Genomic DNA, 20734 nt, shown 5'->3' on the forward strand with positions numbered 1-20734 from the left:
ATCTAACTCTCCTTCTTTTCATAAATAATATTGTTACTTAAATATCCAGCAGTTATTATATCTCCCTGTATTTTTCCTTCAACTTCATAAGCTAAAATCATGGTATACATTCTTTTAAACCTTAAATCTTTATTTAGGTCTAAAGCATAGTTACATTTTTTATAAAGTCTAAATAAATTTGATTTTATTATTTTATCATTTTTTGCATTTATTATAGGATTACCTAAGGATAAAGCCTTGTTTTTCCCCTTGCTTTTTCCTACTAAATAAGAAGTTAACTGACCAACTGCATAAAAGTATTCTCTATCACAGCTTATAGAGTCCTCTTTTTGCTTTAAGACCTTTTCTCTTAAAGTATTCTTTATTTTTAAAAGAACCTCTGCCATGCTTTCCTCTCCTTCCTCAAAATACTCTTTTAATGAGTAAATTAAATTAAACTGATTAATTGCCTTTTTGTAATATCCATTATTTAAAGAATGTTTAAGCATTAATTTTGATACCTTATTTAAGCTTTTCCAAATATTTTTTGAATTTCCTTTATAGAAAAAGTTAAACAACTGCTCCTTACTTATTGATAAAGCTCTCTTAACCTCTCCTTCTTTAATAATAGGCTCCTCTAAAAAATAATTATTTTTTAAAAGCTTATTAAAAAGTATTATGTTAATTAATTCATGCATTTCATCTCTATTTTCAATTATTCCATAATGCCAAGTATCTTTTTTCTTACTATATAAATTTTCTAAAGATTCACCTATAATATTTTGGAAATTAAATTTCTTATGAAGCTTAAAAGAGTAGGAAGAAATTATATCAAAGTCAATTATTTCACATTCAGTAGTTCTTTGTATTTTAAGATAAATCCCAGAGAAATTATTATTTTTTATAAATTCTCCATTTTTAATAGCATAAAATTCTTCTTCATTCATATATATGTTAGTTTCACCTTTACAGGCCTTATTAAATAATAAGTCAAATACTTTTTTATGCTTTAATATATCTTCTTCACTAACTAGGAAAGGAATTGTATTGTTTCTAGTTCTATTTTCTAAAAAAGGCTTTTTGCTATTTAAGGTTGAATTATTATTTGGAAAACCTAAAATTCCCTCTTTAGTTTTTATATTATAATTATTGCTATTATAAATATTAGGAATTAAATAACGTTTACCTTCCTTTATAAAATCCTCTTCCTCATATAAGAAAAATATCTTTAAGTAATTTTTATTTGTTACATCTATATCTAGCTTAAAAATATTATCACAAATCCAAGACTTTATTTTAGAAATCCTTTCTAAGTTAACCTGCCCAATTTCTTCTTCTACCTTCTTGTAAATTTCTAAGGACTTTTTACCCTTTTTTGCATACTTTTCTTCTAAATTTGATAAAACTCCATAGTAATCCTCTATACGTTCTTTATTTAACTTTGCTTGTCCCGTCTTTTCATCTTTCTTTAAGCTTTCCTTTTTAAGAAAAAAACTTAAATAATTGTTACTATGTATAACTTTCTTGTTATCAATTGGCTTATTCATATCAATTAATTTACTATTATAATCCATTTTACATAATAATTTAAAATTTTCTATACTAAAATCTACTTCTTTAGTATTTTTATTAAATGAAATCTCTGTTCTATAGCTTTCTTTTAAATTTCCCTCTTTATCTTCCTTAACTATAAGATAAGTTCCCTCTGAAAGTGTGTATTCCTCTAAAATTTTATCCTCTAAGGTACTTCCATAATTATTATAAATATAGTTTATAATCTGATTTAACAACTTCTCCCCTCCCCTCTTTATATTGTTTTGTAATTTACATATCCAAAGCCTCTAGGATTTCCTTCTCCTAAGCCAACTCCTAAAAGCATATAAGCTATTTTCTGTGATAAATCATCCTGACTTATATGAAGTTTTAATTTATCTGAAAGAAGTTTTACTCCCTTACAACTTATAGCTATAGGTTTTTTATTCTTAAACTCTAAGGAACTAAATAGTGGAAAATCTTCTCTTATTTTTTCTCCTGTAAATTCATTATACTTTTTTATACTATTAATCTTTAGTCTATCTTCATATTCCTCTAAAGACATATTGTTTCTCCAATACCCAAAATCATTTTTTACAAGAACTGGGCTTATAGAGTATAATTTATCTATAAAGCATTTTTTTATTAACTTTATATTAACCTTTATACCTTTTATTGAATTATTGTAACTTTTATGAATCTCATTTAAAAGATATTTTGCCAATTTGTTATTTATAGTTCTTAGCTGAAAGGTATAAATCTTATCTTTTTTATAAAGCTTATCCTTCTCTAAGGGGTAAAAAGAATTAAAACAATACATTTTATAACAGTTCTCTCTATGTAACTTTAAAAAGTTTTCTTTTCTGCCTAAGGTAATATCTATAAAATTACTTATTTCTTTTAAAGCTTCCTCACTTTTTATATCTTCTAAAAGGTATACCTTTACATCAAGCTGATAAACCTGCACCTTTATTCCCTCCCATAAAATATCATAAGATTTTATTCTTAAACTATTATATCAAGCCTAAAATATATATTAAACCTATTATACAATATAAACATTTATTTTAAATTGTATGTTTTACTAAAAATCAATTTATTTTATTAATCTAATTGCAAATTATTACAATATTTAAGTTAATATTATTATTAATTTACTTTAATTGTAAAAATAATAACAATATATAAATTATTGTTATTTTTTTAATATACAAAAAATTATTAAATAATATATAATTTATATAAATAGTAATATTATTGAAGGTTTATAGGTTTATATGTCTAATATAATAATTAGGTATAAAATCTTTTTTTGGGGGGTATTTTAGTGTTTAGCATAGATGAAGTAGCAAATAAATTAAATATTAGTAAGCAAAGTATATACAAAAAGATTAACAATAAAGATTTTGAAGATTTTGTAGTAACTGAAAAAAGAAAAAAGTACTTAACTTTAGAGGGGGTAAATAAATTACAACTTATGATAGAGAAAAAAGCAACTGAAGAAAATCTTAAAGAAGAACTTAAAAATCTCAAATCTATAATTGAAAGACAAAAAATTGAAAATGGAAGTCTTAAGGTAGAAAATGAAAGAGTTAAAAAGGAAAATAAAGCTTTATGTAATGAGATAGAAAGCTTAAATGGAAAAATAAGAACTAAAAATATAGAAAATGAATGCTTTAAGGTAGAAAATCAAAGAGTTAAAAAGGAAAGTGAAAGACTACTTTGTTTAATAGAGGATGAAATATCAAAACAAAACCTTATGATAAAGGAAACTTTTGATAATACAGAAAACTTGTTAAGATATAGACAGGAAAATTATGTGAGAAGAAGTGATAAATATAAAAAGAAATCTTTTCTTAGAAAGCTTGGAATATTTTAATATAAAAATATAAAAAGAGGTTTAATTAACTTCTTTTTTTATTAATGTTATCATTATAATTATTTAAAGCCCTAAAGCACACATCTAATGTTACGGTTTAATTAAAGTTTAAGGTGTGCACACCTTTATACCCTTTATACTTAAATACATCTATGTTCTGGTTTAATAAATAATTAATAATGATAACACATTAAGAATTATATCATACTCTATTTTTAATTTAAACTTGCATATAAGAAAAATCCTATAACAATGTTAAAAATACCATATTAATATATTTATTAAAAATATTGACAAAGTAAAGGTTTTAATAGTAGAATAATTAAGGTCATTAGATACTAATGACTTTTTTCATGTTCACTCATATATTATGTTGTAATGTTTTTTGAATAAAAATAGCACCATAAATTTATGGTGCTATTTTTATTTATATAATATTCTTAAAAATACCATATTTATTAAAATTATATAAATATACTGTATATTAGTTCAATCTTAAACTCATAAAAGGTATAATAACTTAATAAAAAGGTACAAATATCAATTAATAAATATTAGAGTTTTAATTATTAAAACTAAAGTAATTTTTAAGGAGATGTAAAGGTTATGTATGGTTATATTTACAAAACTACTAATTTATTAAACAATAAAATTTATATAGGACAGCATAAAGGTAAAGAATTTGATGAATCTTATTATGGTTCTGGTGTTATTCTTAATTTAGCACTACAAAAATATGGGAAAGAAAACTTCAAAGTTGAAGTTCTTGAAGAATGTGAAGATCAAAAGCAGTTAAATGAAAGAGAAATTTACTGGATAGAATATTATCAATCAAGAAATCCTTCTATAGGATATAATCTTTCAAAAGGTGGAGAACAAATTCATATTGGTTGTACTGAACATGAAATACAACTTATCTCAGAAGCACTTATTAATTCTACAAAGGATAATATATATGAACTAATTTCTATACTAGAAAAATTCGGATTAAAGGTTTATAAAAAAAATGAAGAATGGAAACCAACTAGTTATAATTCAGATGATAGTAAAAAAATACTTATAAATGATGATTCTATAGTTGTAAGTTTTTATACTAAAAACCAATGTTCTATAACTAAAGAATATGCAAAGACATTTGATTGCAATTATTGGAAATATAATTTAATAGTTGAAATTGATAAAATTCCAAAATTATTTAAAAAACTAGCTGAGGACTATACATCAAAAAAAATAATTCCTGAATCATTTTCAGGACCTGCAAAAGGAACTTCTGGAATTTTCTTAGAAACTCAAAAATATCCTAATACTAAAAGTATAAGAATGCCAATAAATTTTAGTATGCAAAAGAAAATTTATTAATAATTAAATACTTTAAATATAATTATTAAATAACATAGAAAGGACAAGCCTCTCTTTTTTTAATTACTTAATAATTATATAAAAAATAAAAGCATCTAAATTTTAGATGCTTTTATTTTTTAATTTATTATGCTTCTATTTTCTTATCAATATCTTCTATAGAAGATTCCTCATATTCTCCGAACCATTTTTTTAGTCTACCTTTTGCTTTTTCCTTTACTTCATCATCAATATAGAAGGCTACTGCTGCTAGGGCTGCAAGTAAAAGACCTAAGTCATCTGTATATCCTGCTATAGGTGCAATATCTGGAAGAATATCTAAAGGAAGTATGAAATATCCTAAGGCTCCTATAATAATACTTTTTGCCCATTTAGGAGTTGTGTCCTTTTTTAAGGTATAGAAAAGTAAAAGACATATGTAAACAACCTTTATTCCTGCCTTTTTAGCAAACCTTTTTAATTTTTCAAAAAAATCCTTATCTGAGAAATACTTTGAATACTTACTTAAATCTATTTTATGCTTTTTCCCCTTAAGAATAAATTCCTTAAGAGATTTTTTGCTATTATTATCCTTCATTTTAAAATACACCTCCTTATTGATATTTATTAAATCATATTTTCTATGAAATAATCTATAAAAGCTTTATAACAATCTATAAAATAAATTTAGAGTTTTTTATTACTTTCCCAAAAATCCCTTAGTTTTTTTCTCTCTCCTTAATTAGTATTTCTTCACTCCCTAAAGATTATTAATTTTCTTTTTAAAAATCATAATCTGTAATCTGCTTAAAAATTTCTTATGTTTACCATTTATTAAAAATTTGGTAAAATATACATAGGTTTAGTAATAAAAAAAAAGGGGGGAATATTTATGATAGTTGTTCATAGAAATAATCTACTAGACATTATGAGGTCTTATAATGTAGTTATAGATGGTGATTACTGTGGAAAGATTAAGTGTGGGGAAACAAAGCACTTTGACTTAGAAGAAGGAGAACACACCATTTATTTAAAAATAGACTGGTGCAAAAGTGCTAAATTAAATTTTTCCCTTAAAGATGATGAAACTATATTTTTTGATTGTGGAAATTACCCAAGTGGTTGGAAACACTTCTTATTTCCTATCTATGTAAACTTCTTTGGGAATAAATATTTATTCTTAAAAAGAAATAGTACTTTATCTTAAAATTTAACTTTTAAATTAAGTCTTATAAAAAGCTTTTAAAACTTATTTTTTTATAAAGCCATAAACTAAAAGGGCTACAAGATTTTTACCTTGTAGCCCTTTAACTTTATCTTAAGGGTAGCCCCCTTTTTAAGACTTTAAGCTCTTTAAATATAAGACTTTTAAAGACTTATTTTTAGAGCCTATATTTTATATTATATCCTTATTTTTTGATTTTTATGTACAAAAATAAACTTAAAATTAAAGTTTAAAAAGCTTTGCAAAGTATTTTTTACTTCTTTTTCCCTCTATTTTTATTCTAAAAGGACTTTTATCATAGCCTTCTAAGATTACATTTCCCTCTTTGTCCTTATAGCTATTATTTATATTTTTATAATAAAATATATAATATCCAAGGATTATTCCCTCCTTAAAAGAACCAGTAGCTCTACTTATTGCTTCACTTCCTAAAGCAGCAGAACTATTTTTTAATTCATATAATCTTCTTCCTCTTTCCTTGCTTTCTGTTACAATTACCCCTGATATATTTGTTATAAAAGCCCATATAAAAAAGATTGCAAAGGCAGTATATAAAAAAGGTTTACTTGCATAATTTAAAGCCTCTATATTGTCAGTTAAACTAAAAATTCCTAAGGCTTCTAATAAAAGTACTGCATAAGATGAAAGGGCAAAAACTATGCCTAAAACTATCATAGACATATCTTTAAACTTTGGAAAATCAACCTCTTGTAATTTTTTTAACCTGCTTAATAAATCTATAGAATAATTAACCCTGTTTAAAAAGGCTATGTTTAAAGCACCTATTAAAACTAAATTAAGAAAAAATATAAAAGAAATATTATCCTTAAGGAAACTTAAAACTAAAATTGCTAAGCTTATTACTACGTTTGATATTATATTTACCCTCATTTTTGAATTTTCCATGAAAATCCTCCCTTCTTTTATGATTTTAATTTTATATTCTAAATCAAATTTACCTAGATAAAATCATTTTCAATGGAATTTTATGGTATAATTGAAATACTATAACAAATAATTTTATTTAGGAGAAAGATTTTATGTTTAAAAAAGGCTTTCTAATCGATTTAGATGATATACCTAAAAATGACTATGATATCTCTTTAGAAATTGCAAAATATTGTGGAAAGAACAATTTAACTTTTGAATTTATAAAAAGAACCTACCCACTTATAGTCTTAATTGATGGAAAAAAGTATAAAGTTACTAAGGTTCATATCCCTGGTAAATTTATAAACTGTGTATGTTTAAGTTGTAAAGAAATAGCTTAGATTTTTTAAAATCCTCATACAAAAAACAAAACAAAGATACTTATCTTTGTTTTGTTTTTATGTTATAAATCTAAATACTTTATAATATTTAACACTTATACTTTCCTTTAATACTATATTAATATTATATAACTTTTTTGTTAAAATGTAAAAATATTAACATAAATGCTTTTTTAAGGTTTTATATTCCTTTATTTAAACCTTAAAAAGTAACCTCTATGAGATAATAAAAAGAATAGTTTTAAAAATAAAAAAGTAAGACATTAAAGAATGTCTTACTTTTTAAGTTAAAAATTATTAAAACAATTATAAGGGTTTACTGGTAGAGAAGAGAAAATAAAGCTTAAATGGAAATTTAAAATCTTAAAGCTTTATATAAAATATTATTTCCTTAATAATTTTTTTTATACATATAAAATAAAAAATTTTTTCTTTATAAACTTTTATTTTAAAATCTTTATTTTATAAGAAATTTCTTTAATTTCAGGTTATTTTATTTCTTATTTTAAATTATTTTATAAAGCCTTCTCTTTCTATAACCTCATTTATTTCCTTATTTAACTCCTCTTTTACAAGGTCTAAATTTTTCTGTGGTTTAAATTTTAAAAATTTTATATTATAGTCCTCTACATCCTCTAGATTGCTATTTTCATCCTTATCCTTTGGATAAAAAACCATAACCTTGCTTACAGGAAATATAGGTAATACCTTCTTACACTCCTCTCCCCTTTCTCTTAAAATAAATTTACTTGCACACCCTATACCATAGGAAATTAACTGTTTGCAAACTCCCTGTTCTAGATGTCTATAATAATCTCTGCTGTCCCAAAGCATTTCTTTTCTTCTATACTTAAATTCAAAAAGTACACTTCCTAAGTAAAAGTTCCCTTTATATATATCCATTCTTCCATCTGGCTTATTGTTACTTGCTCTTATAAAAAGTGGATTTTTTTCAAAGTCTGTTCTTTCACTACTTTTTGGTATTTTTGTGTCATAATAAAACTTTATTTTTATATCCTCTTTTTTAAAGATTTTAAAGGTGTTTTCTTCTAGAAGGTAAATATCCTTTTCTCCCTCCTTAGAGATTAACTCATATCCTAAATCCTTTAATATATTGCATAGCTTTATATAACACCACATTTCATAAAGTATATCTGTTTTTTTCCATTGAAGAGTAAATCTTTCTTTTTTGCTAAAGTTAAAGTCCTTAGAGTGAAGTCTTTCATAAACTTTATATAAAATATTGTATCTTGAATCCTGTATTAATACATGGGGAAGAGTATAGGTTTCTACAGATTTTATGCTATTATACCACTCTGTAGATTTTAATACATTTATGGAATTTCTCATTTTAAAAGCCTTGTTTCTAAGTTCTATTATATAGTCTAAGGTGTTTTTCTCCTTGTTTAGTAGTATATTGTTACTTCCTTCACTTGAATATCTTTTTATTTCCTCTAAGGCTTTACTTTTCTTTTTAGAAACTATTTCTATTTCCCTTATAAAGCCCTTTAAAAGATTTGATATTTCTAAGACTATTTTCTTAACCCATCTATTCTCTGGCAAGTCATATTCCATAGTTTTTGTTGGTACCTTCATAAAGCCCATTTTTTCTGAATTACTTAAATGGTTTCTAATGGTTACATTGTCTATATACCTAACCTTTTCCCTTCTTACCTCTTTATAATTTGTTCTTATCTTATAGTTTGGTCTTACTCTAAGCTCCATTAGAGAATGCATTATATTTTTAAACTCATTTGCAATTACAAAGAATTTATAAAGTCCCTTTGGTAAGTCTAAAAGAAGTTCTTTTTCATAAAGGTTAAACTTTCTCTTTACAAAATCAAAGCTTATTCCCTCTATTTCCTCCTCTAACTCCCTTCTTATTTCCTTTGCCTCATCCTTTGTAATTATTTTATTTATAACCTTAAAGGCAGAGAAAAATATTATGTCCTTATAAACAACTCTAATTAAGTATATTCCTGGTATAAAAGGGGAAACCCCATCTTTACATAGAGGGATTTTCTCCTCTGAAGGTCCTAAAAATAAACCTCCTCTTTTTGTGGTTCTTATATTATATTCCTCCTGCTTTTTTTCTAAAAGCTCTAGTAAGATTAAATCAAGCTCCTCCATGTAAAGCCTAGCCTCTTTATCTCCTTGAAATCTTAAATGAATTAAGCTATTTTCCTCAACCTCTGCTATGTTTTCATAATCTATATCCTTTAAAGCCTCATAAAATTTTAAATTTATTATTTCTTTTGTGTAGTTTTTCTCAAAGCTTACATTAAAATTATAAGGTGTATCCATATATGCTAAGCTCTCTTGCCTTGTTTAAAATTTGTTTTTTTGAGGTTTTAAAGTCTGAAATATCCTTATAATTTTCTAGTATGTCTAAAAGTTCTCCCTTTACTTCCTTATTATAAGGGCTTTCTCCATCATAAATATCATATTCCCCTATAAAGCTACCCCATTGTTCCTTAGTTCCTCTGATTTTTGGAAGTATTCTTTGTGCAAGTTGAATATCTAGGCCTTCTTCTCTACTTATTATGGAGTTTTTAGGAATATTTCTTATATAATCATCTATTTGACTTACTATTCTAAAGCCAATACCTACATTCTTATTTAAAAAGTTCATCTTTTCATTTATTTCTGATAAAAATTGAAGTTCTCTATCCTTTAATTCTATAAAATCCTCATGTTTTATCATATCCTCATATTCCTTAAAGGTGATTTTACAATGCTTTTCCTTAATTTCTTCTCTTTCTCTATTTTTTAAACCCTTAAGGGCTAAAAAATTTCCTTGCTTTAAGGTTATTACATTGGCTCTATCTAAAACCTTATCTGAAAAATGATAGGTAGATTCATCTAGATTTACTGTTCCCACTAAAAGAATATTTTCTCCTATTTTTATTTTTGACTTATATTTTTTTGAATTTTTTAGTCCTTCTTCTAATTCTTCATTATATAGCTTTAATACTCTTTCCTCTTTATCTAGTTCTAAAACAGAAAGTATTTGAGAAAAATAATGCTCAACTCTTGCTAAGTTCATTTCATCTAAGCATATTATATAAAGTTCTTCTTTATTTTTTGATGCCTCTATTAAGGTGTCTATAAAGCCTGAATCTCCTGGTCTATAAATATTGTTTATACTATCTACATATCCTAAAAGATCACTATCATCTCCCCAAGAAGGTCTTACTGAAATTAAGTTTAATCTATTTTCTGAAAGGCCTAAGGCCTTTCCATAGGCTTGAACAATTTTTGACTTTCCTGTTCCACTCATGCCAGATAAAATTACAAGCTTTGAGGATTTCATAGCTGTATGAAAGTTTATTAAGTCCTTTTCATCATATAGAAGTTTCATAGCTATGCAAGTTTCTTTAAAGTTTTCTAAAAAGAAATCTTCCCCTGTTTTCTCATAGCTTTCCTCTCTTCTTTCTATTTCCTTCTCTAAAAGACTTTCCGTAGAAATCTCTTCTTTTATTTTAAGTTTTAAGTTTCCTAAGTCCTCCTCTAAGGTAAGGCTTTCTTCTTTTATTTCTTCTTTATCCTCTTTATTTTCTTCCTTTATAAAGGTAATATCCTCTTTTATTTCTTCCTCCCTTTTTTCAAGGTTTGAAATTAAATTGCTTTCCCTTGAAAGAGCTTCTATGTAAGAGGCTGTATTATTTTCTACAAAGATTATATTTGAAATCTCTGCACTTCTAATAAAATTATCATACCAAGCTTCACTTTCTTCTATGGCGTAAAGCTTGTCATAATCATACCTAACCTTACCATATTTAAAATGCTGTTTTGTAAATCCTGAAAGGGCGTAAAGCTTTTTCTTATCCTCAAAGAATATAAGTCTTGGAAAATTCTCCTCTTCCTTTGAAAGACCTAAAACCTCCTCTATCCATTCTCTATTTTTTAGCTTTTCTACAAAAGCTTTAAAATCTATCTTTAGGTTTTTCTCTGAGTATACAGGTACTGCTCTATATTTAAACTCCTCACTAAAATTCTCTGGCTTTTTTACTATTATTTCCTTTAAGGCAGAAGGATTTGTGCTTATAAAGGGAGTGAATATAAGAAGCTTGTCCTTTAAATAATCATAGAATGTATCTTCCTTACTTTCTCCTTCCCTTTCAATTAATCCATATTTATATATAGATTCAATAAAACAGTTAAATCTCTCTTCCTTTATATTTTCTAAGGAATCCTCTATTATATTTTTTACACTAAACTGCAAAAATCCCCTAGAGTTTTCAAAAACATTACTATCTAATTTTCCTAAAAGATACATATTTATATTTTCCATAGTTAATAACTCCCCTTATCCATATGATTTTTTACCTCTTGAAAGCTCTTAAACTTTAACACCCTATAGCTATTTTCCTCCCTAATTGCTCTACTTTGCTCTAGGGCATTTAGGTCATATAATAAAACCCAAACCTCTAAATATTCTTCTTTTAAAAGCTCCTCTAAGGAATGAACCCTTTTTATGTCTATATTGTCGAACTCATAGCTACTTCCCTTTAAATGAATTTTATCTATATGTCCAATTAAGGCTACTCTATCCCTTGAAACCTTGTCTAATTCATTTTTTATGTTTTCAATTTCATTAGTAAGTTCCTTATTTTTTACCTTTAACCCCTCTTCTCTGTTTTTTATCTTTTGCCCTTCTTTAAGAAGATTTAAGTTTTCCTCTATTAATTCCTTTTCTCTTTTTATTGTAAGGTCATATTTTCCCTTTAAACTATTATAATTTTCTGTGCTTTTTATAACCTTTCCTTCACTTGTTTCTAATTTCTTCTTTAAGGTTATAATATCTTGATTTAAAATGTTTATTTGCTTTTTCAAGGCATTTTTCTCATTATTTAAGGTCTTTTTTTGCTCCTTTGACTTGTCTAAATCCTCCTTTAATCTTTGACTATTTCTCTCAAGCTTTTCAACCCTTTTTATAAGTTCTTCTAAATCCTTATTTTCTACTACCTTTTCTACTTCTTCTTTTTCTTCTTTAATCTTATCCTCATCCATAAGTTTCTCCTCATTATCCCCTTTTAAAGTTTCTTCCTCTTCTGAATCTAAATTTAAGGTTTTATTTTTTATCTCATTTATATAAAACTTTTTTTCATCTAAATACTCATCCTCATTACTCCCAATTAAAAATTTTAAAATAGGCTCCTTTTCCTTCCCTTCTTTAATAAGATTCATAATCTTACTTTTATCCTTAACAGATATAAGCTCAATTAAAGACTCTGACAGAAGATATTCCCTAACATTTTTATAGTTTTTTGTGTTTGATAGAATATTCTGCTTTGCAATTAAAGCAGGAATAGAGGTTTTATTTTTTGTGGTAAAACCATTTATACTTACAGGGGCTTTTTCTATTATTTCATTTAGTCTTTGTCTATTTATATAATTTAAATACCATTTTAAAATCTCTTTATTCATGCTCTTTCCCTCTCTTTATTTATTTTTTAAATACCCTTATTTTCTTTTTATTTATATATTTTTAAGGCAGGAATTTTTTCTATAATTGCCTTAATTTAATTATACTCTAAAATAATAAGTTTAACTCCTAATATCTGTAATTATACACAAAATTACTTCATAAGAAAATCATAGCCAAAATACTATAAAATTCTCTATTTTAAGAGGAGATTTTTTTATTGTTTAATAAGTAATTTTAAAAATATTTCACTATTTAATTTTAAAATTTCCCCTAGAAAATAATTGTGATAAAATAGTTTTCGAGGTGAGATAAACATTATGAAAAAAACAGTAAAAGTAGTTGGAGCTATAATTGAAAATAGTAAGGGAGAAATTCTTTGTGCTTTAAGAGCAGAGAATATGACTCTTCCTAAAAAGTGGGAGTTTCCTGGTGGGAAGATTGAAAAGGGAGAAAGCTTAGAAGAGGCTATACTTAGAGAAATTAGAGAAGAATTAGACTGTACTGTAGAATATATATGTCCTTTTAATGATAATACTCATGAGTATGAAAAGGTCATAGTTAATTTAATAACTGTAAAATGCAGACTTTTAGAGGGAGAACCAAAGGCTAAGGAACATGCAAAGCTTATATGGCTTCCTGTAAATTATCTTGAAACTTTATCTTGGGCTCCTGCTGATATTCCTGCTCTTAAGGAATTAATAAAGGAAAGCTTAAAAAATTAAAAGGGAAATTTTATAAAGAAGGTTAAAATAAAAAGGTCAGAAATTTTCTGACCTTTTCTTTTTCTTTAAATATTATAATTTAAATATTTTCATTCTTTAATAGGGAGTTTATTTTTTCATTATTGAAGATGCTATCTTTACATTCTTTTTTTAACTTTTCTCCATAGAATCTGCTCTCTTTTTCCTCTCCTCTTTTATCTAGAATAAGGGCTAACCTATAAAGAGAATCATCATAATACCATTGATTTTTAAAATTCTCTACATAAGCTTTATATTTTTCTATAGCTAATTCTTCTTCTCCTAGCTTCTCATAGCTCTGCCCTTGCCAAAAAATAGCCTCTCCCTTTATATAGTTTTCATAATTTTCCTTTTCTATTTCTGAAAAGCCCTGTAAGGCCTCCTTGTACTCTCCCTTTTCATATTTTTTTAGGGACATATTTAAAGAGGACAAGGGATAAAATTCTTTATACTCTTTTTTTATCTTCTCTTTTTCCCTTTCTTCTACTTTGATTTTTTCCTTTAAGCTTTCTATATCCTTATTTAACCTTACTTCTCTTTCCTTTACTTCCTCTTTCATACTTAGTATTTCTTCCTTTAAAGAGTATTTCTCCCCTTGAAGCTTTTTTATTTCTTCCTTCTCCTTACTTAAAAAAAGTCCTCCTAAAAGTATAACTACAGATATTGTGCTAAAAGAAATAATATTTTTTCTTTTCTCCCTTTTGTTTTCCCTTAATTTTTCTAAGAAATCCTTTGAAAGTATATTTCCCTTATCTTTATTTAATGCTCCTTCTAAGTATTTAAGAGCATTTTTTTCTGACTTTTTCTTAAGGTAAATCATGCCTATGAAAAAATCTATATCTGCCCACTCATAAGGCAAGTGCTTTAAGCTTAAAAGAATTTCCAAGGCCTTATTATATTTTTTCTCCTCTATACAATCTAAGGCTTCTTCATATTTTCCTAAGCTTTCCCTAAACTCCTTTGAGTTTAAAAAACTTATATATCTTAAAGCCCTCTCCTCTTCCTTATTAATTAAAAGACTTTTTTCAAAAAGCATTTTAGCCTTATTAAAGTATCCTTTTTTAAAGTAAGAAAGTCCTAGTAAATTTAAAATATCAATATCAGAGGAATTTAATAAATAGGCCTTCTCTAAAAGATAAATTCCCTCTGATATATTATTTTCTGAAAGCTTTAATAAGGCTTTATTATAATAATCTATATAGGAAAACTCTTTATTATTCATATTAAAGCTCCAATCACTTTATAAGTTATAAAACATATCTGTTAACTTTTCATCTAGTTCTTCTAAGCGTTTCTTATCATTATCTAAAAGAGCCTCTTTTATTTCTTTTAATATATTATTAAGCTTATTTTTATCCTCTTCCTTTAAGCTACTTGCCTTTCTTTCTGCTATGGAAAGAGACATTTTTACAACTTCATATAAAGGAGATTTTTTTAAAGCATCGCTATATAAACTGCTAATAGAAGTTATGGAATTATTTTTAACTTCTTCATACTCCACATCCTTAAAGGTGCTTTCAGCTAGTAGTTGCACTTCATTTTTACTTAGTCTGTTAATAGCCATAACTCTCTTTTCTACTTTTCCTGTACTTTTAATTCTAGCAGAAACATCAAGCATTCCATTTAAATTGTAGGTAAAGGTAACTACTACAACTTCAACGCCTACCCTTGCTGAAGGAATATCTGTTAATAAAAATTCTCCAATTAAGGTGTTTTCACTTGCAACTTCACTTTCTCCTTGATAAACCTTAATAGCCATACGAGTTTGCCAATCCTCAACAGTTATATAATCTCCAGAATTACTGCAAGGTATCTTTGTATCCCTATAAATTATAGGAGAGAATATATTTCCTATAACCTCAATACCTAAAGTATGGCTACAAGCATCTGTTACTATTATTCCATTAGCAGAGGTTATTTCACTATTTTTTATTCCTGCTTGAACCGCTGCTCCTAGGGCTACAGCCTCATCTTTATTAACACCTTTTTTTATTTTTTCCTCTCCAAATTTTCTAATTAAAAGATTTTTTACCATGCTCATTTTACTAGAACCACCAACTGCTAAAACCACATCTATATCCTTAGGCTCTAGATTACTAGCCTTTAAGGTTTTATCAACTATGTCCTCACTTCTCTTAAGCAAGTCATAGGACATTTTTTCAAAGTCTTCCCTTGTAAGCTCTAGTTCTATATCAATACAATTTCCTTCCTTATCAATATGGAAGTTATTCATTAAAATTTCTGTACTATCATAGGCAGATAAATCCTTTTTAGCTCTTTCAGCAGCACTTTTTATTTCACTTAGTTTTCTAATGCCTAAGTTGTCAGTATCTATATCATAATTTTTCTTAATATGCTCAATTATATAGTCCTCAATTTTCTTGTCAAAGTCCTTTCCTCCAAGAAGATTGTCCCCTCTACTAGCTCTAACATCCATAATTCCAGAAAACATATCTAAAACAGTACAGTCAAAGGTTCCTCCCCCTAGGTCATAAACTAAGATATTACTCTCTTCCTTTAAATTTTCTAAGCCATAGCCTAAAGCTGCTGCTGTTGGCTCATTTATTATTCTCTCAACCTTAATTCCTGCTATAGTAGCTGCATTTTTTGTAGCATTTCTTTGAAGATCATTAAAGTTTGCAGGTACTGTTATAACTGCCTCTGAAACTTCCCCTATTTCCTCTGTTGCAACCTCTACAAGACTTTTTATTATCATAGCTGATATTTGCTCTGGTAAATACTCCTTCCCTCCTACTAAAATCTTTTCAGTAGAACCCATTTTTCTCTTTACCTCTGCTATTGTACTCTCTGGCTTTAAAATCAATTGTCTTTTTGCCTTTTTCCCAACTATAATTTCATTATCCTTAATAGTTACAACAGATGGAATTACAGAACCATCTCCAAATTTATCACTTTTTATTATTACTGGCTTACCATTTTTAATGTAGGCTACCTCTGAGGTTGTTGTGCCTAAATCTATTCCTATAATTTTACCCATAAAAAATCTCCTCCTAATTTCTTATAACCACTACATGGGCAGGTCTTATAACCTTTCCCTCTAAAATAATACAAAGCTTTAATTCTTCAATAATAGTGAAATCTTCCTTTTCTAAATCCTTTCTAACCTCTTTACAATAGTGAAAATCCTCATTAAATTTTTCTCCTAGGGAGGATTTTATCTCTAAATTTAAATCCTTAAGCTCCCTTTTTATAAAGTTTATATACTTTGTAACCCTCTCTACTAAATTTTTATCTCCACTATAATCTGCATAATATTTTAGCCTGTATATTTCATCTATTATACTTATTAAAGCCTTTAAGATTTTTTCTTCATATTTATTGCACCTTGAAAGTTTTTCATTTAAACAAGTATTTTCCCCTTTTAATCTTTCAATTTCTAAATAAAGCTTACTTATTTCATTTTCCTTTAAAAGCTTCTGTTGAATAAAATCTAACTGCTCTGCTGTATATAATGTGTTTTTAGCTATTTTTTTTTGAAACTTAAAAACCTCTTTCATTATTACCTTTGTTTCTTCCCCTTCTAAAAGAAAGCCTTCCTTTATATCTTCCTTTTTCTTCTTGCAGTAAGTGTTTATTTCATCATCTATATTTATAAAGTTATGCATAAACCCTCCCATTTTTTATATAAATAAAGCTAGAAAAATCCCTATAACAGCTCCTGCTTTTCCTCCAAAAATAGCTCCTATTAATCCCCATAAAATAACCCTTTTAATTCTCTTCTTTAAACTTACTCCTCCCTGTAGCTTAACCATGCTATCTGAGGATTTATTTATTTTAAATTCTTCTTCCTCTTCTTTGTTATTTTCCTCTTTATGTAATTTTTCCTTATTTTCCTCCTGTACCCTTGTGATTTCTTCTATTTCATATAAAATATTTGTTCTCTTTAAGCCTTCATAAAGTTTATAAAAATCTCTTTCAATTCCCTCTAGTTCTCTAAGTATAAATTCTCTACTTATCTCCTTTGAAAGTTCCTTATAAATATTCTCCTTATCCCTTGAAAAGCCTTCCATAGCCCTCTCTCCAAAGGAGTTTTTAAAGCTATTTTCAAATAAAACAAAGGATACTCCTATGTAGTCTCCTATAATGTTAAAGTTTCTATATTTTAAATAATTTAAATAGTCTCTATAAAAATAAAATTCCTCAAAATATTTAGTGCAGTCATATCTAGAAAAATAGTCAAGTAAATCCTTCATTAAATAAAAAGCCTTCTCTTGATTATTTCTCTGTCCTAAAAAATAAAAGGAAAAGAACATATATTTTATATAATTAAAATTTTCTTCAAAGCTTGAAAAGGTGGCTATATCCATAAAAATCTTTTTATATTTATTTTCATAAGTTGTATTTTTAAAGAAGAGATTTTCATAATAAAGGTATAAAACTAAACTTTCCTCTGCATCTCTAAGCTTAAATAATACATTTACCTTCTCATTTAAAATAGTACAGGCTTCCTCCTCCCTATTTTCATTTAAATATAATAAAAATAATCTATAACTTGTTTTAAAGCTATTAAATTTATTAAGGGAAATTTTAAGATAGTCCTCTCCCTCTTTAAAATACCTTAGCCTGTAGCAAATCTCCTGCATATATAAAAAGTCCTTCTCTTGTAAATCCCTTGATAATCTTAAAACCTCTCTTTGAATATCATAGGCCTTTTCATAATCTCCTAATTCATAATAATTTTTACTTAAAAGATTTTTTGCAAAATTATTATCTTTTTCTAAAATTAAAAACTTCTTTAAAAATTTTATAGATTCTAAATAATTATTCTCATAATAGAAATTCTCAGCAGAACTTAAAAGCTTTTGAGTTTCATAATTAAAGCCATACTGCTCCCTATATTTCTCCCTAAATCCCTCATCTTTTAAGGCTTCATAGGCCTTTGCAATATTATCAAATTCCTCTGGGAATTTTTCAGGAGGATATTTTTTTACAAGCTTACCATAAGCTACTTTAATCTCTTTTATGTCTGCATCCCTAGAAACTCCTAATATTTCATAATAAGACTTATCCATTTAATACCCCACTATTTTAGGTGAAATATAATTTCTTTATTTAGCATATATTTCCCTTACCTATGATATAATAATGTTAATATAGTAAAAGTATATTAATAATTTATATTTTTAGAATATTTTAGGAGATGATTTTTTTGTTTAATTTTATTGCTTTAGGTGCTTTTGGTATTCTCTTAATTTTTTTAGCATACCTACTTATAGTTAAGAAAAAAGTAAACTTAATACATTCCTATCAATTAAGAGGGGTTAAAGATATAAAAAACTACTGCACAGCTATGGGGCTATGTATTCTCTTTTTAGGAGGAGTATTTTTATTTTTCTCCCTTTTAGGCTTGTTAAAAATCATGACTTTTAATAATATGGAATTTACAATAGTTTCCCTATGTCTTTTAGATGTTTTAGGAATTTTATTTGTGCAAAAAAAGTTTTCAGGACGTATAATTTAATAAATTTTTAAATAAAAAAATAAGATTGCCTTAAAGCAATCTTATTTTTATTTTAAGACAGTATATCCTCTAAAGTGCAGGTATTAATTCCCTCAGCCTTAGCCTTAATGTTAAAGGCAATATCATTTGTTATTAATATAGGATTAAACTCCTTAAACTGCATTGCCACAGATAGTATTAAATTATCTCCCTTTAAGCTATATCCCTTTGGTATTAAACTTTCATTAGCTTGAGAAAATACTATATTTTCCTTTTTATAGCAGTCTATTCTTCTAATAGCCTCCCTTGCCTTAAAGGCAACATCCTCTTTAAAGTTAGTCTTGTTACGGTCTAGCTCCTCAATAACAGTTTTAGATATAACAATTAAATTATCTACGGTAATGCAATCTAATATTCTAGGGTCTTCAATAAATATATTTGTATCTATTATATATACCTTTTTATATTTTTTATTTACAAGGTCAAAATACATCTCCTTTGTAATAGGATTTTTTTCCTTTTTCCCAATGTATTTTTTAAGGTATAACAAATACTTTGCATTAAGCAAAACTTCTAAAATATTATCTTTATTTCCATTAATGCCAATACCTTTTACCTTTGAAATAACCTTTAAAATATCTTTCTCATACTTTTCTAAATTTCCCTCAAGCTTTAACTTTCTCTTTTCTATAAGCTTTATTTCCTTCTCTAAAACATCCTTGTTTTCCTTTAACCTATGCATCTCTTTATTTGTAAGACTTTCTCCATGACTTTCAATAACAAGGTCTAATTCCTCTTTAAGCTTCTTTTTTCTATAAAACTTATGATAAACAGCTTCTAGCCTTTCATTATTCTTTTGTATAAAGTTTCTTATTTCCTTAATAGATACTATGCTTTTTTCTAAAATATCTTCAAAATTCTTTTGCATAACTTTTTGTAAAATATTTATTCCTTTAAAATTCTTTCTATATTACTATTGTTAAAAATGCTATCTCCACATTGATTTTTTAATTTCTCTGCATAGATTTTAGCATCCTTCTTATCTCCTAATTCTTCTAAAAGCATTGAAATTCTATATAAGGAATCGTCATAGTAACATTGATTTTTAAAGTTATTTATATAATCTTTGTAATCTTCTATGGCTAAATCATATTCTTTAAGCTTTTCATGACATTGTGCCTGCCAAAAAACTGCCTCATTTTTTAGATAGTTTTCATAATCGCCCATTTCTATATTTTTTAAGGAATTTATAGCCTCCTTATAAGAGGAGTTTTTATAGGCACTTAAAGCTCCTCCTAGTAAGCTAATTCCCTCTTTATCACTTTTTTCTCCCTTATCCTTATCATAGGTAAAGTCTTGTATCTTTTTTTCTAACTTTTTTATATAGTCCTCCTTCTCCTTAAGCTCCCCCTCTTTATAGGCAAGTTCCTTTTCCTTCTCCATTAAACTATTATTTAAGGAAGAAGTTTCCTTTGTAAACTCAATTTTATCTTCTCTATTCTTGTTAAAAAGGAAAATTAGGGAGGTAGTAAAGACTATTATTATAAAAATTAATAAGCTAAAGAACCATATTCTTCTTCTTTTGTATATTCTGTTTTGTCTTAATTTCTCAATATAATTTTTTGATAGGACATTTCCACAGTCCTTCTCCTGTGCCTTTTTAAAATAAATCTCTGCCTTTTTATACTGCTTTTTCTTTATTAAGATTAATCCTATTAGTAAATCTACATCAGCCCAGCAATAATCCTTATCTGATAAACTTTTTAAATCCTCTAAGGCCTCTTTATATCTTTTTTGGATAAAGTCCGTATAATTGTGTAAAAGTAAAAAGGCCATATAACAGTCCTTTTACGGTACAATGTTTTTAACGACAAAAA

19 protein-coding genes are annotated in these 20734 nt (G+C 26.5%); 6 read left to right on the forward strand and 13 right to left on the reverse strand.

The features are described from left to right. Positions 1 to 2 precede the first annotated feature (2 nt). The gene (locus tag AC4FQV_RS05855; protein WP_491164947.1) at positions 3 to 1769 is read right to left on the reverse strand and encodes a type I-B CRISPR-associated protein Cas8b/Csh1; all 1767 of its coding nucleotides are present in this window, start codon (positions 1767 to 1769) and stop codon (positions 3 to 5) included. 17 nt (positions 1770 to 1786) lie between these two features. After that, positions 1787 to 2479, reverse strand: coding sequence for a CRISPR-associated endoribonuclease Cas6 (gene cas6 / locus AC4FQV_RS05860; RefSeq protein WP_491138175.1), 693 nt, complete (start codon positions 2477 to 2479; stop codon positions 1787 to 1789). A 360-nt stretch (positions 2480 to 2839) separates the two neighbouring features. On the opposite strand from cas6, the gene AC4FQV_RS05865 reads away from it, so the two are divergent. Both AC4FQV_RS05865 and AC4FQV_RS05870 read left to right on the forward strand, forming a co-directional pair. Beyond that, complete coding sequence (locus tag AC4FQV_RS05865) at positions 2840 to 3391, forward strand: hypothetical protein (protein ID WP_491164949.1); 552 nt, start codon at positions 2840 to 2842, stop codon at positions 3389 to 3391. 606 nt (positions 3392 to 3997) lie between these two features. Beyond that, on the forward strand, positions 3998 to 4750 hold the full coding sequence (locus tag AC4FQV_RS05870) for a GIY-YIG nuclease family protein (protein ID WP_491164952.1): 753 nt from the start codon (positions 3998 to 4000) through the stop codon (positions 4748 to 4750). Positions 4751 to 4877: 127 nt separating this feature from the next. Here AC4FQV_RS05870 and AC4FQV_RS05875 read toward each other — a convergent pair whose 3' ends face one another. Further along, positions 4878 to 5327: a YkvA family protein gene (locus AC4FQV_RS05875; protein WP_491138172.1), complete on the reverse strand. Its 450-nt coding sequence runs from the start codon at positions 5325 to 5327 to the stop codon at positions 4878 to 4880. A 294-nt stretch (positions 5328 to 5621) separates the two neighbouring features. Here AC4FQV_RS05875 and AC4FQV_RS05880 point away from each other — a divergent pair, with 294 nt between their 5' ends. Further along, the gene (locus tag AC4FQV_RS05880; protein ID WP_491138171.1) at positions 5622 to 5936 is read left to right on the forward strand and encodes a hypothetical protein; all 315 of its coding nucleotides are present in this window, start codon (positions 5622 to 5624) and stop codon (positions 5934 to 5936) included. 240 nt (positions 5937 to 6176) lie between these two features. Here the strand turns inward: AC4FQV_RS05880 and AC4FQV_RS05885 are convergent, their stop codons facing one another. After that, positions 6177 to 6860 carry a hypothetical protein gene (locus AC4FQV_RS05885; RefSeq protein WP_491138170.1) on the reverse strand — a complete coding sequence of 228 codons (684 nt, stop codon included), beginning with the start codon at positions 6858 to 6860 and terminating at the stop codon, positions 6177 to 6179. Positions 6861 to 6994: 134 nt separating this feature from the next. Between AC4FQV_RS05885 and AC4FQV_RS05890 the strand changes: the two genes are divergently transcribed. After that, positions 6995 to 7225, forward strand: coding sequence for a DUF4318 domain-containing protein (locus AC4FQV_RS05890; protein WP_491138168.1), 231 nt, complete (start codon positions 6995 to 6997; stop codon positions 7223 to 7225). Between the two features lie 510 nt (positions 7226 to 7735). On the opposite strand, the gene AC4FQV_RS05895 is transcribed toward AC4FQV_RS05890, so the two are convergent. The 3 genes from AC4FQV_RS05895 to AC4FQV_RS05905 are packed head-to-tail and all read right to left on the reverse strand — an operon-like array spanning position 7736 to position 12655. Beyond that, positions 7736 to 9529, reverse strand: coding sequence for a DUF2357 domain-containing protein (locus AC4FQV_RS05895; RefSeq protein ID WP_491138167.1), 1794 nt, complete (start codon positions 9527 to 9529; stop codon positions 7736 to 7738). Further along, positions 9513 to 11519 (reverse strand): McrB family protein, encoded by a 2007-nt coding sequence (locus AC4FQV_RS05900; protein ID WP_491164955.1) that lies wholly within the window; start codon positions 11517 to 11519, stop codon positions 9513 to 9515. Before AC4FQV_RS05900 ends, AC4FQV_RS05895 begins: the two co-directional genes overlap by 17 nt. A gap of 2 nt (positions 11520 to 11521) precedes the next feature. Next, positions 11522 to 12655 (reverse strand): hypothetical protein, encoded by a 1134-nt coding sequence (locus tag AC4FQV_RS05905; RefSeq protein WP_491138164.1) that lies wholly within the window; start codon positions 12653 to 12655, stop codon positions 11522 to 11524. Between the two features lie 318 nt (positions 12656 to 12973). On the opposite strand from AC4FQV_RS05905, the gene AC4FQV_RS05910 reads away from it, so the two are divergent. Beyond that, the gene (locus AC4FQV_RS05910) at positions 12974 to 13378 is read left to right on the forward strand and encodes a (deoxy)nucleoside triphosphate pyrophosphohydrolase (protein ID WP_491138163.1); all 405 of its coding nucleotides are present in this window, start codon (positions 12974 to 12976) and stop codon (positions 13376 to 13378) included. A gap of 79 nt (positions 13379 to 13457) precedes the next feature. On the opposite strand, the gene AC4FQV_RS05915 is transcribed toward AC4FQV_RS05910, so the two are convergent. The 4 genes from AC4FQV_RS05915 to AC4FQV_RS05930 are packed head-to-tail and all read right to left on the reverse strand — an operon-like array spanning position 13458 to position 18429. Next, positions 13458 to 14618 (reverse strand): tetratricopeptide repeat protein, encoded by a 1161-nt coding sequence (locus AC4FQV_RS05915; protein WP_491164958.1) that lies wholly within the window; start codon positions 14616 to 14618, stop codon positions 13458 to 13460. Between the two features lie 18 nt (positions 14619 to 14636). After that, positions 14637 to 16394 carry an Hsp70 family protein gene (locus tag AC4FQV_RS05920; RefSeq protein WP_491164960.1) on the reverse strand — a complete coding sequence of 586 codons (1758 nt, stop codon included), beginning with the start codon at positions 16392 to 16394 and terminating at the stop codon, positions 14637 to 14639. Positions 16395 to 16407: 13 nt separating this feature from the next. Beyond that, positions 16408 to 17022, reverse strand: coding sequence for a nucleotide exchange factor GrpE (gene grpE, locus AC4FQV_RS05925; protein ID WP_491138159.1), 615 nt, complete (start codon positions 17020 to 17022; stop codon positions 16408 to 16410). 15 nt (positions 17023 to 17037) lie between these two features. Beyond that, a complete protein-coding gene (locus tag AC4FQV_RS05930; protein ID WP_491164963.1) occupies positions 17038 to 18429 on the reverse strand; it encodes a J domain-containing protein in 1392 nt (463 codons plus the stop codon). Positions 18430 to 18557: 128 nt separating this feature from the next. Here AC4FQV_RS05930 and AC4FQV_RS05935 point away from each other — a divergent pair, with 128 nt between their 5' ends. Next, complete coding sequence (locus AC4FQV_RS05935; RefSeq protein ID WP_491164966.1) at positions 18558 to 18878, forward strand: DUF3784 domain-containing protein; 321 nt, start codon at positions 18558 to 18560, stop codon at positions 18876 to 18878. A 52-nt stretch (positions 18879 to 18930) separates the two neighbouring features. Here the strand turns inward: AC4FQV_RS05935 and AC4FQV_RS05940 are convergent, their stop codons facing one another. After that, positions 18931 to 19785 carry a PIN domain-containing protein gene (locus AC4FQV_RS05940; RefSeq protein WP_491164969.1) on the reverse strand — a complete coding sequence of 285 codons (855 nt, stop codon included), beginning with the start codon at positions 19783 to 19785 and terminating at the stop codon, positions 18931 to 18933. Between the two features lie 17 nt (positions 19786 to 19802). Then, positions 19803 to 20693, reverse strand: a complete 891-nt coding sequence (locus AC4FQV_RS05945) for a tetratricopeptide repeat protein (protein ID WP_491164972.1) — start codon at positions 20691 to 20693, stop codon at positions 19803 to 19805. Positions 20694 to 20734: the final 41 nt, after the last annotated feature.

This window comes from Clostridium sp. TJA038 (assembly GCF_058310255.1).